12 protein-coding genes are annotated in these 14,657 nt (G+C 70.4%); 6 read left to right on the forward strand and 6 right to left on the reverse strand.

Translation table 11 applies throughout. From position 1 onward, the window contains the following. Window positions 1-42 precede the first annotated feature (42 nt). Window positions 43-1,716, reverse strand: coding sequence for a urocanate hydratase (gene hutU / locus I596_RS06300; protein WP_067645572.1), 1,674 nt, complete (start codon window positions 1,714-1,716; stop codon window positions 43-45). 122 nt (window positions 1,717-1,838) lie between these two features. Here hutU and I596_RS06305 point away from each other — a divergent pair, with 122 nt between their 5' ends. Next, the gene (locus I596_RS06305) at window positions 1,839-2,888 is read left to right on the forward strand and encodes a hypothetical protein (protein ID WP_067645574.1); all 1,050 of its coding nucleotides are present in this window, start codon (window positions 1,839-1,841) and stop codon (window positions 2,886-2,888) included. Between the two features lie 13 nt (window positions 2,889-2,901). On the opposite strand, the gene I596_RS06310 is transcribed toward I596_RS06305, so the two are convergent. Together I596_RS06310 and I596_RS06315 are read right to left on the reverse strand one after the other, a co-directional pair. After that, window positions 2,902-4,830, reverse strand: coding sequence for a DEAD/DEAH box helicase (locus tag I596_RS06310; protein WP_067645575.1), 1,929 nt, complete (start codon window positions 4,828-4,830; stop codon window positions 2,902-2,904). A 305-nt stretch (window positions 4,831-5,135) separates the two neighbouring features. Continuing rightward, window positions 5,136-5,624, reverse strand: coding sequence for an NUDIX hydrolase (locus I596_RS06315; RefSeq protein WP_067645577.1), 489 nt, complete (start codon window positions 5,622-5,624; stop codon window positions 5,136-5,138). A 137-nt stretch (window positions 5,625-5,761) separates the two neighbouring features. Here I596_RS06315 and yddG point away from each other — a divergent pair, with 137 nt between their 5' ends. Beyond that, complete coding sequence (yddG, locus tag I596_RS06320; protein ID WP_067651533.1) at window positions 5,762-6,634, forward strand: aromatic amino acid exporter YddG; 873 nt, start codon at window positions 5,762-5,764, stop codon at window positions 6,632-6,634. A 36-nt stretch (window positions 6,635-6,670) separates the two neighbouring features. On the opposite strand, the gene I596_RS06325 is transcribed toward yddG, so the two are convergent. Genes I596_RS06325 through I596_RS06335 form a run of 3 tightly spaced genes read right to left on the reverse strand, consistent with a single transcriptional unit; the run spans window position 6,671 to window position 10,933 of the window. After that, window positions 6,671-7,867, reverse strand: coding sequence for an acetyl-CoA C-acyltransferase (locus I596_RS06325; RefSeq protein WP_067645579.1), 1,197 nt, complete (start codon window positions 7,865-7,867; stop codon window positions 6,671-6,673). Window positions 7,868-7,902: 35 nt separating this feature from the next. Further along, window positions 7,903-10,275 carry a 3-hydroxyacyl-CoA dehydrogenase/enoyl-CoA hydratase family protein gene (locus tag I596_RS06330; RefSeq protein ID WP_067645581.1) on the reverse strand — a complete coding sequence of 791 codons (2,373 nt, stop codon included), beginning with the start codon at window positions 10,273-10,275 and terminating at the stop codon, window positions 7,903-7,905. A gap of 37 nt (window positions 10,276-10,312) precedes the next feature. Then, on the reverse strand, window positions 10,313-10,933 hold the full coding sequence (locus tag I596_RS06335) for a TetR/AcrR family transcriptional regulator (RefSeq protein ID WP_190279002.1): 621 nt from the start codon (window positions 10,931-10,933) through the stop codon (window positions 10,313-10,315). Between the two features lie 285 nt (window positions 10,934-11,218). Here I596_RS06335 and ndk point away from each other — a divergent pair, with 285 nt between their 5' ends. From ndk to I596_RS18040, 4 genes are all read left to right on the forward strand, one after another. After that, window positions 11,219-11,644: a nucleoside-diphosphate kinase gene (gene ndk / locus I596_RS06340; protein WP_067645583.1), complete on the forward strand. Its 426-nt coding sequence runs from the start codon at window positions 11,219-11,221 to the stop codon at window positions 11,642-11,644. A gap of 2 nt (window positions 11,645-11,646) precedes the next feature. After that, window positions 11,647-12,768, forward strand: a complete 1,122-nt coding sequence (gene rlmN / locus I596_RS06345; protein WP_067645585.1) for a dual-specificity RNA methyltransferase RlmN — start codon at window positions 11,647-11,649, stop codon at window positions 12,766-12,768. Continuing rightward, complete coding sequence (gene pilW, locus I596_RS06350) at window positions 12,758-13,534, forward strand: type IV pilus biogenesis/stability protein PilW (protein ID WP_067645587.1); 777 nt, start codon at window positions 12,758-12,760, stop codon at window positions 13,532-13,534. The genes rlmN and pilW overlap by 11 nt, the downstream gene beginning before the upstream one ends. 148 nt (window positions 13,535-13,682) lie before the next feature. Then, entirely contained in the window at window positions 13,683-14,621 is a 939-nt protein-coding gene (locus I596_RS18040; RefSeq protein ID WP_190279003.1) for a helix-turn-helix domain-containing protein, read from the forward strand. Window positions 14,622-14,657: the final 36 nt, after the last annotated feature.

The raw sequence follows: 14,657 nt of genomic DNA on the forward strand, positions 1-14,657 counted from the left end.
TCGCCCACAGCACCGGCATCCGAGCGGCGTTGCGCAGCGCGGTCACAGCATCGGCAGCCGCAGGCCCTGCGCCCGCGCGCACTCGATCGCGATCGGGTAGCCGGCATCGGCATGGCGCATCACGCCGGTGCCCGGATCGTTCCAGAGCACGCGTGCGAGGCGCCGGTCCGCGGCCTCGCTGCCGTCGCAGACGATGACCACGCCGCTGTGCTGGGAATAGCCCATGCCGACGCCGCCGCCGTGGTGCAGCGAGACCCAGGTGGCGCCGCCGGCGACATTGAGCATCGCGTTGAGCAGGGGCCAGTCGGACACCGCATCGGAGCCGTCGCGCATCGCCTCGGTCTCGCGGTTGGGGCTGGCCACCGAGCCCGAATCGAGGTGGTCGCGGCCGATCACCACCGGCGCCTTCAGCTCGCCGCTGCGCACCATCGCGTTGAACGCCAGGCCCAGCTTGTGGCGCAGGCCCAGCCCCACCCAGCAGATCCGCGCCGGCAGGCCCTGGAAGCTGATCCGTTCGCGCGCCATGTCGAGCCAGCGGTGCAGGTGCGGGTCGTCGGGAATCAGTTCCTTGACCTTGGCATCGGTCCGGTAGATGTCCTCCGGATCGCCCGACAGCGCGACCCAGCGAAACGGGCCGACGCCGCGGCAGAACAGCGGGCGCACGTAGGCGGGCACGAAGCCGGGGAAGTCGAACGCGTTCGTGCAGCCCTCGTCCTTGGCCATCTGGCGGATGTTGTTGCCGTAGTCGACGGTCGGGATGCCCTGTTGATGGAAGGCCAGCATCGCCTCGACGTGGACGCGCATCGATTTCTTCGCCGCGTCGCGGACGGCGTCGGGGTCGGTGGTCTGCTCGGCCAGCCAGCGCTCGACGCTCCAGCCGACCGGCAGGTAGCCGTGCACCGGATCGTGGGCGCTGGTCTGGTCGGTCACGGCGTCCGGCCGGACGCCGCGGCGGACCAGCTCGGGCAGGATCTCGGCGGCATTGCCGAGCAGGGCGATCGACTTGGCCTCGCCGGCGCGCGTGTAGGCGCCGATGCGCGCCAGGGCGTCGTCGAGGTCGGCGGCCTGCTCGTCGACGTAGCGCGTCTTCAGCCGGAAGTCGATGCGGCTCTGCTGGCATTCGATCGTCAGGCTGCAGGCACCGGCCAGCGAGGCGGCCAGCGGCTGGGCGCCGCCCATGCCGCCGAGGCCGGCGGTCAGGATCCAGCGTCCGGCCAGGCTCCCGCCATAGTGCTGGCGCCCGAGCTCGACGAAGGTCTCGTAGGTGCCCTGGACGATCCCCTGCGAGCCGATGTAGATCCACGAACCGGCCGTCATCTGGCCGTACATCATCAGGCCCTTGCGGTCGAGCGCGTTGAAGTGCTCCCAGGTGGCCCAGTGCGGCACCAGGTTCGAGTTGGCGATCAGCACCCGTGGCGCATCGGCGTGGCTCGGGAACACGCCGACCGGCTTGCCGGACTGGACCAGCAGCGTCTCGTCGTCGCCGAGCGTGCGCAGCGTGTCCAGGATCGCGTCGTAGCAGGCCCAGTCACGCGCCGCGCGGCCGATGCCGCCGTAGACGACGAGGGCCGCCGGATTCTCGGCGACGTCCGGATCGAGGTTGTTCTGCAGCATGCGGAACGGCGCCTCGGTCAGCCAGCTGCGGCAGCTCAGGTTGCTGCCGCGCGGCGCGCGGATCGTGCGGGCGGGATCGAGGCGGTTGCCGGGGACGGACATCGGGTTCTCCGAAACGGGCCAAAACGCGATTATCGCCCGGCGGCGCGGTTTGTCGCATTGGGGTTTCCGGCACGGATTTCCGTAGAGGGAAGGAAGTGGTCCTGCTCCCTGGAGATCGTGCGATGCGTGTGTCCTGGCCGCTGTTGTGCCTGTCGCTGCTGGCCGGCTCCCTGCCCAGCGCCCGCGCCGAAGTCCTGGTCGGCGGCTTCTCGCCGTGGGACAGCCCCAGTCATCCGTTGAGCGCGTTCGCCAGCGATGCGCAGGGCGGCGAGGCGCCGCTGCGGCGCCTGGAGGGGCCGGCGACGCAGCTGGTGTCGCCCGCGTTCGGCATCTACGAACCCGGCGAAGGCGTCATCTACGTGTCGGATTTCTACGGCGAAGCCGTACGCGTCTATCGCGCCCATGCCGGCGGCGACAGCGCGCCGCTACGGGTGTTGAACCCCGCGTCGCTCGGACAGACCCGGGCCAGTGCGCCGATCCCCGCCCACGGCGAACTGATGGTCATCGCCACCAACTGCTGCATCTACACCTATGCGCTGGACGCGAGCGGCACCGAGGCGCAGCCCCTGCGCCGGATCGGCTGGGGTGGCCTGCCCGGCAGCCTGACCCAGCTCGGCAATCCGACGGCGCTGACCTACCTGCCTGCCACGGACGAGGTCGCGGTGATCGACCTCGCTTCCGATGGGGCGTTCCAGGTCGTGTTCCATGCCCGCACCGCCGAGAACTACGTCGCGCCGACCCGCGTGCTCAAGAGCGCCCATACCGCCGCCGCCCGGGGCCTGGCGCACGATCCGGCCGCCGGCACGCTGATGCTGCTGGTCGAGGAGACCACCGTGGACGGCCGGCGCGGCGCGATCCGCGTCTTCGACGCGAACGCCGCCGGCACCGATGCGCCGTTGCGCACGATCGCGGGCGCGGCGACGCAGCTGGCGATTCCCGGTTCCGACTATCTGACCGGGCTGGGATTCGACGCGGATCTCGATCGCATGATGGTCGGCGTCGGCGGCAATCCCGATCCGGCCAACAACCGCGTCGTCGTCTTCGCGGCCGCCGCCGCCGGCGACGCGGCACCGATCCAGGTCCTGGCGGGGCCGACGCTCGGTCCCGGCACGATCGGCACGCCGTTCGCCGTGCCGGACGACAGCCTGCTGCGCGACGGTTTCGACGGCTGACGCCGCGCCGCGCTCAGCCGCCCGAGCGGGGGCGACGCGGCGGGGCGCCGCGCCCCGGCGGACCGGAACGGCGCGGCGGCCGGCTGCCTTCCTCGTCTCCACTGCCACCGCCGCCACCGCCGCCCTTGACGCGGCTGATGCGCAGGCGCTGGCCGGACACCCAGACCTTCTTGAGGTGCGAGAGCAGCTCCGACGGCATGCCCTCGGGCAGGTCGATCAGGCTGTGGTCGTGCTCGATCTCGATGCGGCCGATGTAGCGGCTCTCCAGGCCGGCCTCGTTGGCGATCGCGCCGACCAGGTTCCCGGGCTTGACGCCGTGGACGTGGCCGACCTCGACCCGGAACGTTTCCATGCCGGTCTCGGCGGCGCGGGGTGCCGCAGGTTTGCGCGGGCGCTCGGGGCGCGTGCCGTCCGCCGGTTCCGCGGCGGGAAACGGCGGCGGCGCGGGCGCCTGGCCGAACGGCGCGGCGGTCTGCATCGGGCGCTCGCGCGACGGCGGGCGCCGGTCCGGCCGGCCGGCCGGCTCGCGCGGTTCCGGCCGCCCGCGGCGCTCGCGATCAGCGGCGTTCGGCGCCGGGAAGGCCTTGCGTTCGGGCTTCGGCGGGGGCTCGAGCAGCAGCGGCTTGTCGCCCTGGACCATGCGCGCCAGCGCCGCGGCGATCTCGATCGCCGGTACGTTCTTCTCCTGCTGGTACTTCTCGATCAGCGACTGGAACAGGCCGAGGTCACCCGCTGCGAGCGTGTCGGTGATCTTCTGCGTGAAGCGGTCGATACGCTTGTCGTTGACGGTCTCGACCGTCGGCAGCTGCATTTCCTCGATCGGCTGGCGGGTGGCGCGCTCGATCGCCTGCAGCAGCCGCTTCTCGCGCGGCGTCACGAACACGATCGCCTCGCCGCTGCGGCCGGCGCGGCCGGTGCGGCCGATGCGATGCACGTAGGACTCGGTATCGTGCGGGATGTCGTAGTTGAGCACGTGGCTGATGCGCTCGACGTCCAGTCCGCGCGCCGCCACGTCGGTGGCGACCAGGATGTCGAGCTTGCCGTCCTTGAGCTGCTGGATCGTGCGCTCGCGCTGCTGCTGCTGCATGTCGCCGTTGATCGCCGCCGCCGCCAGGCCGCGCGCCTGCAGGCGTTCGGCCAGTTCCTCGGTCGCCTGCTTGGTCCGCGAGAACACGATCATCGCGTCGTAGGTCTCGGCTTCCAGGATGCGCGTCAACGCATCGAGCTTGTGCAGGCCGCTGACCCACCAGTAGCGCTGGCGGATGTTGGCGGCGGTGGTCGTCTTGGTCTTGATCGTGATCTCGGCCGGATCACGCAGATGGGTCTGGGCGATGCGCCGGATCGGCGCCGGCATCGTCGCCGAGAACAGCGCGACCTGACGCTCCGGCGGCGTCTTCTTCAGCACCGCCTCGACGTCGTCGATGAAGCCCATGCGCAGCATCTCGTCGGCCTCGTCGAGCACCAGCGTGGTCAGCTGCGAAAGATCCAGCGAGCCGCGTTCGAGGTGGTCGATGACGCGTCCCGGCGTGCCGACCACGACGTGCGCACCGCGCTTGAGGCCGGCCAGCTGCGGGCCGTAGCTCTGGCCGCCGTAGATCGGCAGGACGTGGAAACCGGGCATGTGCGTGGCGTAGCGCTGGAACGCCTCGGCCACCTGGATCGCCAGCTCGCGCGTCGGCGCCAGTACCAGGGCCTGCGGCTTGCTGCGCTCCAGGTTCAGCCGGGCCAGGATCGGCAGGGCGAACGCGGCGGTCTTGCCGGTGCCGGTCTGCGCCTGGCCGAGCACGTCGCGACCGGCCAGCAGATGCGGGATGGTCGCGGCCTGGATCGGCGACGGGGCTTCGTAGCCGACATCGGACAGGACCTTCTGCAGGGCGTCGCCGAGCGCCAGATCACGGAACGAGACGGCTGCCGAAGCGTCGCCGGCGGGGGAATCGGACATGGTGTATCACCCGGAAGGCCGCCGGAACGGCAGCGCGGTGAGAGGGGGAAGGAAGCGCATAGTGTAGCGGTCCGCCCCGGTGATTGCTCGCGGGCCGTCCGCCCGGTGCGGTGGTGGCTGGGCGGGAGCGGGCGAGAACCGACGCGTCGCGGTCATCGTCGCAGCCTGCGCCTGCGCCGATGAGCGGCGCCGGAACCGCTGCCGGATCGGCCGGTTTCCAGCCGGCGGCGCGGCGTTGCCGCGACCGCGCGGGGCGAGAACGGGCAGGGCGAGAACGGGCAGGGCGGCCGGTTCTCGACGACCGGCTAGATCCGTGCGTGCGACCAGGACACCATGCGCCCGTCCCGGTACGGCATGACGCCGTGGAAGGCGCGCGGGTCGGCGTCGAACACCAGCGGCAGGAAGTGCCGGTCGCCGTCCCACAGCGGCAGGTCCAGGATGCGGTCGACCGCGATCCATTCCAGCGTGCCTTCCGGGTTGGCGGTCAGCGGCGTGCCTTCGTAGCGATCGATCAGGAAGACGAAGCCCAGCCAGTCCTCGCCGCGCTTGCCGAAGCCGGGCCAGCTGATCGTCCCGCGCAGCCGCAGCTCGGTGCATTCGATGCCGGCCTCCTCGCGGATCTCGCGGCGCATGCAGGTCACGACGTCCTCGGCCGGCTCCATCTTGCCGCCGAGGCCGTTGTACTTGCCCAGGTGCTGGTCGTCCGGCCGCGCGTTGCGATGGACCAGCAGGACCTTGGAGCGGTCGGGCGAAAGGACGTATCCGAGCGTGGCGACGATGGGCGTATAGGGCATGGGCGTGAAAGCGGTGTGCGTGTGGCGCGCTTGCCGGTACCGGCACGGCGATGGAAGATGCGCGCCGGTGACGCAAGGGCGAATCGATGAAGCGGCGGGGAAGTGTAGCGGCACGGGTGGCGCCTGGGCAGCGGTCGGTGCACGGCGGGACGCTGAGCGGTCTGGCGGCGATCGCCCTGTGGTCGCTGCTGGCGGTACTGACCACTGCCACCGACGGGCTGCCGCCGTTCCAGGTGCTGGCGACGACGTTCGCGATCGCCGGCTGCGCGGGACTGGCCTGGTCGATCGGGCAGGGCCGCGCCGGCATCGCGCGCCTGCGCCAGCCGGTCGCGGCGCTCGCGCTGTCGACCGTGGCGCTGTTCGGCTATCACGCGCTGTACTTCATCGCCCTCAAGCGCGCGCCGGCAGTCGAGGCGAACCTAATCAACTACCTGTGGCCGCTGCTGATCGTCCTGCTGGCCGGTCTGCTGCCCGGCACGCGCGTGGCCTGGCAGCAGCTGCTCGGCGCCGCGCTCGGGCTGTTCGGTGCGGTGGCGCTGGTGACGCGCGGCGAACGGCTGGGTCTGGACCCGGCGCATGCGCCGGGCTATCTCGCGGCGCTGGGGGCCGCGGTCACCTGGGCCGTGTATTCGGTCGTCAACCGTCGTTTCGCGGCGGTGCCGAGCGCGGCGCTCGCGGGAAGCTGCCTGCTGGTGGCGATCCTGGGCGGCGCGGCCCACGGTGCGTTGGAGTCGTTCGTCGCGCCGTCGCCGGTGCAATGGCTGGTGCTGCTGGTCATGGGCCTGGGGCCGGTGGGGGCCGCCTTCGTGCTCTGGGACCATGGCACCAAGCACGGCGACATCGCGCTGCTGGGCACGCTCTCGTATGCCGCGCCCCTGCTTTCGACGCTGCTGCTGCTCGTGTCCGGGGCAGCGCGACCGCACTGGACGCAGGCCGTCGCCGTGGCCCTGCTGCTCTGCGGCGCCTGGCTCGGCGTGCGCTACGCGCGGCCCGCCGGCGAGCCGCGTTGAGCGGCGGCGCCCGGCCGGGCGCCGCCGTCGTGGACTTCAGAGCGCCTCGAAGATGCCGGCCGCGCCCATGCCGGTGCCGATGCACATCGTCACCATGCCGTACTTCTGCTTGCGGCGACGCAGGCCGTGGATCAGGGTCGCCGCGCGGATCGCGCCGGTGGCGCCGAGCGGATGCCCCAGCGCGATCGCGCCGCCGAGCGGATTGACCTTGGCCGGGTCGAGCCCGACGTCGCGGATGACCGCCAGCGCCTGGGCGGCGAACGCTTCGTTGAGCTCGATCCAGTCGAGCTGGGCCTTGCCGATGCCGGCGAGCTTCAGGGCCTTGGGGATGGCGGCGATCGGGCCGATGCCCATGATCTCCGGCTTCACGCCGGCGACGTCGAACGCGACGAAGCGCGCCAGCGGCGTGAGGCCGTAGCGCTTGAGGCCCGCCTCGCTGGCCAGCAGCAGGGCGCCGGCGCCGTCGGACATCTGCGAGGCGTTGCCGGCGGTGACGCTGCCGCCGGCGCGGAACACCGGCCGGAGCTTGGCCAGGGTCTGGGCCGTGGTGCCCGGGCGCGGCCCTTCGTCGTCCGCGATCGTGCGGCCGTCGGTGACGATGCGGCGCGCGCGCAGGTCCGGATAGTGGTCGTCGAGCACGACCGGCAGGATCTCGTCCCTGAACTGGCCCGCTGCCGTTGCGGCCAGCGCCTTGTCGTGGCTGGCCGCGGCGAACGCATCCTGGTCCTCGCGGCTGATCTTCCACTGCTCGGCGACCTTCTCGGCGGTGATGCCCATGCCGTAGGCGATCGCGATGTTCTCGTCGGTGAAGGCGGCCGGGTTCATCGCGATCTTGTGGCCCATCATCGGCACCATGCTCATCGACTCGGTGCCGCCGGCCAGCATCAGGTCGGCGTCGCCGGTGCGGATCCGGTCGGCCGCCAGCGCGATCGCCTGCACGCCGGACGAACAGAAGCGGTTGATCGTCTGCGCCGGCAGCGTATCGGGCAGGCCGGCCAGCAGCACGCCGATGCGGGCCACGTTCATGCCCTGCTCGGCTTCCGGCATCGCACAGCCGATGATCGCATCGCCGATCTCGGACGGATCGACGCCCGGTGCCGCGGCCAGCGCGCCGCGCAGCACGTGGGCGAGCAGGTCGTCCGGCCGCGTGTTGCGGAACACGCCGCGGGGGGCCTTGCCGACCGGCGTACGCACGGCGGAAACGATGTAGGCATCCTGGATTTGCTTGCTCATCTGGAGTTCTCCGGGAAATCGGGATTCGGCGCGCGTCAGTTCCGCAGCGGCTTGCCGGTGGCCAGCGTGTGGGCGATGCGTTCCTGGGTCTTGGCGGTCTGCGCGAGCTCGACGAAATGCCGGCGCTCCAGGTCCAGCAGCCAGCGTTCGTCGACCTGCGAGCCGCGCTCGATCGAGCCGCCGCACAACGTATCGGCGATGCGGCTGGCGACGTCGAAGTCGTGCGGCGAGATGAAGCGGCCCTCCAGCATGTTGACCAGCAGCATCTTGAGCGTCGCCGTGCCGACGTCGCCCGCCACCGGAATCGCACGCGCCGGCAGCGGCGGCCGGTAGCCCTGCTCGGCGAGCGCGCCGGCCACCGTGGACGCGACGTGGAGCAGCTCGTAGGCGTTGAACACGACGACGTCGTCCGGCCGCAGCAGGCCCAGCTGCTTGGCCTCCAGCGCGGAGCCCGAGACCTTGGCCATGGCGATCGTCTCGAACATGCGCTTGACGCCGTCGAACGGGTCGCCGCCGCCCGCCTGCGTCGCGGCGCGCAAGGCGATTTCCTTGAGCCCGCCGCCGGCCGGCAGCAGGCCGACGCCGGCCTCGACCAGGCCGATGTAGCTTTCCAGCGCGGCGACGGTGCGTGCCGAATGCATCTGGAACTCGCAGCCGCCGCCGAAGGCCATGCCGCGCACCGCGGCGACCACCGGGACCAGCGCGTACTTGATGCGCTGGCTGGTCGCCTGGAAGTTGGCGACCATCGCATCGAACGCGTCGACCTTGCCGGCCTGCAGCAGGCCCAGTGCGCCCTTGAGGTCGGCGCCGGCCGAGAACGGCTCGCCGGTCTGCCAGAGCACGACGCCCTTGAAGGTCTTCTCGGCCTCGTCGATCGCGCGCTGGATGCCGTCGAGGACGGCATCGTTGACGGTGTTCATCTTGGTCTTGAACGAGACGATGCCGACCTCGTCACCGAGGTGCCAGAGACGGACGCCCTCGTTTTCCCAGGCGGTGGTGCCGGTGTCGAAGCGCTCGCCGAGCAGCGGATCGGGGAAGCGCTGGCGGCGGTAGACCGGATGCGCCGAGCGCGGCAGCGGGCGGCCGGCGCTGGCGGAATAGGCGCCTTCGGCGACGTGCACGCCCTCGCGCCCGTCGGTGACCCAGGCCGGCAGCGGCGCGCTGCTCATCGCCTTGCCGGCGGCGATGTCCTCGTTGATCCACTGCGCGACCTGGCGCCAGCCGGCGGCCTGCCAGGTCTCGAACGGCCCGAGCTTCCAGCCGTAGCCCCAGCGGATCGCCAGGTCCACCTCGCGCGCGGTCTCGGCGAGGTCGGCCAGGTGATAGGCGCTGTAGTGGAACAGGTCGCGGAACATCGCCCACAGGAACTGGGCCTGGCGGTCGGTCGAGGCGCGCAGCTTGGCGAACTTCTCGGCCGGATCGCGGATCGCGAGGATCGCGGCGACCTCCTCGGACGCGGCGCGGCCGGCCGGCCGGTAGTCGCGCTGTGCGAGATCGAGCACGTGGATGTCCTTGCCGACCTTGCGGAAGAAACCAGCCCCGGTCTTCTGGCCCAGCGCGCCCTGGTCGATCAGTGCCTGCAGCCAGGCCGGCGCCTTGAAGTAGGCGTGCCAGGGATCCTCCGGGAGCGTGTCGGCCATCGTCTTGATGACGTGCGCCATGGTGTCCAGGCCGACCACGTCGGAGGTGCGGTAGGTCGCGCTCTTGGGGCGGCCGATCGCCGGCCCGGTGATCGCATCGACCTCGTCGAAGCCGAGGCCGAACTGCTCGGTATGGTGCATCGTGGCGAGGATCGAGAACACGCCGATGCGGTTGCCGATGAAGTTCGGCGTATCGCGGGCGTAGACCACGCCCTTGCCGAGCTGGGTGGTCAGGAACGCCTCCAGGCCGGCCAGCAGGGCGGGATCGGTCTCGCGCGCGGGAATCACCTCGACCAGGTGCATGTAGCGCGGCGGATTGAAGAAGTGGATGCCCGAGAAGCGGCGCCGCAGCGCGGCGGGAAGCGCATCGGCCAGCGTGTTGATCGACAGGCCCGAGGTATTGCTGGCGACGAAGGCGCTGTCGGACAGGTGCGGCGCGATGCGGCGGTACAGGTCCAGCTTCCAGTCCATCCGTTCGGCGATCGCCTCGATCACCAGGTCGCACTCGCCGAGGCGCCCGAGGTCCTCGTCGTAGTTGGCCGGCACGATCGCGGCCGCCAGCGACTTCTCGGCCAGCGGCGCGGGCGAGAGCTTGGCCAGGTTCGCGATCGCCTGGGTGACGATGCCGTTCTTGTCGCCTTCCTTGGCCGGAAGATCGAAGAGGATCGTCTCGATGCCGGCGTTGACGAGATGCGCGGCGATCTGCGCGCCCATGACGCCGGCGCCGAGCACGGCGGCTTTGCGGATCAGCAGGGTGTTGGCTGACATCGAACTCTCCGATGCGGGAAGGGGTGGAGGAAGTCGCTCACGCGGCGCGCAGGCCGGCGGCGGCGAAGCGGATCAGATGGGAGGCGGTGCGTTCCCGGTGTACCTGCTCGCTGACGTCGCCCCGGCGCTTGAGCACGCCGAAATCGGCCATCGCGTAGGTGAGGGCGCCGGAGACGATGTCCAGCCGCCAGTAGAGCTCCTCCTTGTCCAGGCGCGGCAGCAGGCGCGCGAAGACGGCGGCGAACTCCTTGAGGACGTGGCCGTAGTTGTCCGAGAGGAAGCGCCGCAGGCGTTCGTCGTGCTCGGCATAGGCGCGTGCCAGCACGCGGACGAAGGCGGCGCCGCCGTTGTCGCTCAGCGACAGCTCCAGCGCCGGCCGCACGAAGGCGTCCAGCACCTCCTCCAGGCTCAGCTGCGGCCGGTCGCGGCACTGCGCCAGCAGCTCCAGGCGGCGTGCGTTGAGTTCGTCCAGCCGGCGCCGGAACACTTCCTCGATGAGGTTTTCCTTCGAGCCGAAGTGGTAGTTGACCGCGGCGAGGTTGACCTTGGCGCTGGCTGTCACCTGGCGCAGCGAAGCGCCGGCGAAGCCATGCCGGGCGAACAGTTCCTCGGCAGCGCCGAGAATGCGCTGCCGGGTGGAAAACGGGGTGATGTCCACGGGCGGACCCCTGCGGGGGTGAATCAAACGGTCGTTTGAATCTAAGCCAGGGCAGGCCCGTCGTCAAACCGCGTCGCAGCAAACGGCGCCGCCGGCCGGCCGCCCGGCATGGACTTCATGTCGAAAACGCGGCGCCATCGACATTCCAGCGTGGCGCTGCCCGGAGGAATTGGCTAGAATCTTCCGTTCATACATCTGCTAACCCCGCGGAAGTTCGCGGATTCTTCATGTTTGCCGGCGTCCGGGAAGGGCGGCGGCGCATTTATTTTCCGGAGAAACCATCTCATGGCGCTGGAGCGCACCCTGTCCATCATCAAGCCCGATGCCGTCGCCAAGAACGTCATCGGCGAGATCTACACGCGTTTCGAGAAGGCCGGCCTCAAGATCGTGGCCGCCCGCTACAAGCAGCTCTCGCGCGCCGAGGCCGAAGGCTTCTACGCGGTCCATCGCGAGCGTCCGTTCTTCAAGGCGCTGGTCGATTTCATGATTTCCGGCCCGGTCATGATCCAGGCGCTGGAAGGCGAGGACGCGATCGCCAAGAACCGCCAGCTGATGGGCGCGACCGATCCGAAGAAGGCCGACGCCGGCACGATCCGCGCCGATTTCGCCGACTCGATCGACGCCAATGCCGTGCACGGTTCGGACGCCGCCGAGACCGCGGCGGTCGAGATCGCCTACTTCTTCGCGGCGACCGAGGTCGTCTCGCGCTGACGATGGACGCCGTGACGACTCCCAGGACCAACCTGTTCGGCTTCGATCGCGAGGAGCTGCGCGGATTCTTCGCGCAGCTCGGCGAGAAGCCGTATCGGGCGGACCAGGTCATGAAGTGGGTCTATCACCGGCACGTCACCGATTTCGCGCAGATGAGCGACGTCGGCAAGGCATTGCGCGAGAAGCTCCAGGCCGTGGCCGAGATCGTGCCGCCGAGCGTGCTGTTCGAGAAGCAGTCGGCCGACGGCACGCACAAGTGGCTGCTCGGCATGGACGGGGCCAACGCGATCGAGACGGTGTTCATCCCGGAGACCTCGCGCGGCACGCTGTGCGTGTCCTCGCAGGTCGGCTGCGGGCTGAACTGCCAGTTCTGCTCGACCGCCACGCAGGGCTTCAACCGCAACCTGTCCACCGCCGAGATCATCGGCCAGGTCTGGGTCGCGGCGCGCCACCTCGGCAACGTCCCGCACCACCAGCGCAAGCTCACCAATGTCGTCATGATGGGCATGGGCGAGCCGCTGCTGAACTTCGACAACGTCGTCCGCGCGATGAGCATCATGCGCGACGACCTCGGCTTCGGGCTGGCCAACAAGCGGGTCACGCTCTCGACCGCCGGCCTGGTGCCGATGATCGACCGGTTGTCGGAGACCAGCGACGTCTCGCTGGCGGTGTCGCTGCACGCGCCCGACGACGCGCTGCGCACCTCGATCGTCCCGCTCAACAAGAAGTACCCGATCGCCGAGCTGCTGGCGGCCTGCCAGCGCTATGCCGCCAAGCGGCCGCGCACGACGATCACCTTCGAATACACGATGCTCAAGGGCATCAACGACCAGCCCGAACACGCGCGCCAGCTGGTCAAGCTGATGCGCAAGGTGCCGAGCAAGGTCAACCTGATCCCGTTCAACCCGTTCGCCGGCACCCGCTTCGAGCGGTCCGACGAGCCCGTGATCCGCGCGTTCCAGAAGATCCTGCTCGACGCCGGCGTGCTGACGATGGTGCGCCGCACGCGCGGCGACGACATCGACGCCGCCTGCGGCCAGCTCAAGGGCCAGGTCGTGGACCGGACCCGCCGCCAGGCCGAGTTCCGCCGCACGCTGGAGCGGGGGGTGGCCGATGCCGCGTAGCCCGGCCCTGGCCTTGATCGTGCTGCTCCTTTCCGGAGTGGCCGGTTGCGTCACCACCGGCAGCGGTATCGCTCCCAACTCCAACGCACCGACCCAGAAGCAGGAAGCGGCGCGCGCCAACACCGAGCTCGGCCAGCGCTACATGCAGCAGGGCAAGCTGGAGCTGGCGATGGAGAAGCTCAATCGCGCGCTGGAGGTCGATTCGTCGTACGCCGACGCGCATACCGTCATCGCCGTGCTCTACGAGCGCATCGGCAATGCGGCCAAGGCCGGCGAGCACTACCGCCGGGCCGCGCAGCTCAAGCCCAACAGCGGCGCCGAGGCCAACAACTACGGCTGGTTCCTGTGCAACAGCGGCAAGCCCGACGAGGCCGTTCCGTACTTCGATCGCGCGATCGCCGACCCGTTCTACCGGACACCGGCGCTGGCGCTCGGCAATGCCGGCATCTGCCTGGCCCGGGCCGGCAAGTACGACGAGGCCGAGCAGAAGCTGCGCGTCGCGCTGGAAACCGACCAGAACAACACCGAGGCGCTGTACCAGATGGCTTCGGTGCTCTATGCCAAGCGCGACTACTTCCGCGCCCGCGCGTTCATGCAGCGCTACGAGGGTATGGCGCGCGCGCGACCGGAAACGCTGATGCTCGGCCGCAACATCGAACTCCAGTTGGGTAATGCGGACGCCGCCCGCGACTACACGCGGCGCCTGCTGCAGGATTTCCCCAATTCGCAGCAGGCCCGCCTGCTCGATGCACCGGGAACGTCGTGACGTGAAAAGCCGGACAACCTCAGGCTCGCGCGAGGGTGTCGCAGGGGGAGAACAAGCGCGGGAGCGAAGCAGCAACGACAACGACAACGGCCAGCTCCCGCTGCAGCTGGAGACTGGCCAGGCCCATATCGAGAGCATAGGCAGACCAATGGCTATCGAATCCGTAAGTCTTGCAGGCGGAACGGCAGCACAGGACGCGCATCCACAGGGGGACGCGCTCGACACCGGGGAAGGCTCGCTGGGACAGCACCTGCGTGCGGCCCGCGAGGCACGCGGCTGGAGCCGCGACGACGTGGCCGCGCGCTTGCGGCTGCCGATCAGGCTGATCGCGCGGATCGAGGCGGACGACTACGGCGGCATGACGCAAGGGGTCTACCTGCGCGGCTACCTGACCAGCTACTCGCGGCTGCTCGGGTTGCCGATCGAGTCGGCCGAGCAGGTCGCCGAGCAGCACACCGAGGCGACGCCGATCGTCGCCACCGGCACGGTGCCGCGATCGCGCTACCTGCTCGACCGCTATTCGGTCACGGCGACCTACCTCATCCTCACAGGCCTGATCCTGGGCCCTACGGTCTGGTTCGCCGCGACGCGCGGCGGGATCGAGCAGAGCCTGGTCAGGACCACGCCGCTCGACACCTCCGCGACCACGCTGCCGCTGCCGGCACCGGCTTCCGCGACCGGCACGGTCGCGGCGATGCCGGTGGAGGTTTCGCCCGCGCCCGTGGCCACGCCGCGGATCGAGGCACCACCCCCGCCGGTGGTCGCATCGATGGCGCCGTTCCCGAGCCGTCCGGCCGCGCCGGTCACGACCGAGGGGGGGCATGCGCTGGTGCTCAAGGTCAGCCAGGCCAGCTGGGTCGAGGTGTTCGACGCGGAGGGCAAGCGCCTGGAGTACGGCCTGCTGCAGGCCGGGACCGAGCGCAGCTACCGCAGCGCGACGCCGCTGGCGGTGCGGCTGGGCAACGCCGAAGGCGTCGAGCTGGAGGCCGACGGCACGCGCATCGACCTGACGCCGTACCGGCGTGCGAATGTCGCCCACGTACGGGTGTTCGGCCCGGGCGCCGTCGTCGCACGCATCGAACCCTGAATCGCTCGATAACCCGGCGCCGGCGCCCGCCGGCCG

It is taken from the genome of Dokdonella koreensis DS-123, from assembly GCF_001632775.1.
GTDB lineage: Bacteria > Pseudomonadota > Gammaproteobacteria > Xanthomonadales > Rhodanobacteraceae > Dokdonella > Dokdonella koreensis.

Coding starts and splice junctions, on each gene's coding strand:
- hutU (WP_067645572.1), bottom strand. CDS start 1,716: ATGTCCGTCCCCGGCAACCGCCTCGATCCCGCCCGCACGATCCGCGCG.
- I596_RS06305 (WP_067645574.1), top strand. CDS start 1,839: ATGCGTGTGTCCTGGCCGCTGTTGTGCCTGTCGCTGCTGGCCGGCTCC.
- I596_RS06310 (WP_067645575.1), bottom strand. CDS start 4,830: ATGTCCGATTCCCCCGCCGGCGACGCTTCGGCAGCCGTCTCGTTCCGT.
- I596_RS06315 (WP_067645577.1), bottom strand. CDS start 5,624: ATGCCCTATACGCCCATCGTCGCCACGCTCGGATACGTCCTTTCGCCC.
- I596_RS06325 (WP_067645579.1), bottom strand. CDS start 7,867: ATGAGCAAGCAAATCCAGGATGCCTACATCGTTTCCGCCGTGCGTACG.
- I596_RS06330 (WP_067645581.1), bottom strand. CDS start 10,275: ATGTCAGCCAACACCCTGCTGATCCGCAAAGCCGCCGTGCTCGGCGCC.
- ndk (WP_067645583.1), top strand. CDS start 11,219: ATGGCGCTGGAGCGCACCCTGTCCATCATCAAGCCCGATGCCGTCGCC.
- rlmN (WP_067645585.1), top strand. CDS start 11,647: ATGGACGCCGTGACGACTCCCAGGACCAACCTGTTCGGCTTCGATCGC.
- pilW (WP_067645587.1), top strand. CDS start 12,758: ATGCCGCGTAGCCCGGCCCTGGCCTTGATCGTGCTGCTCCTTTCCGGA.
- I596_RS18040 (WP_190279003.1), top strand. CDS start 13,683: ATGGCTATCGAATCCGTAAGTCTTGCAGGCGGAACGGCAGCACAGGAC.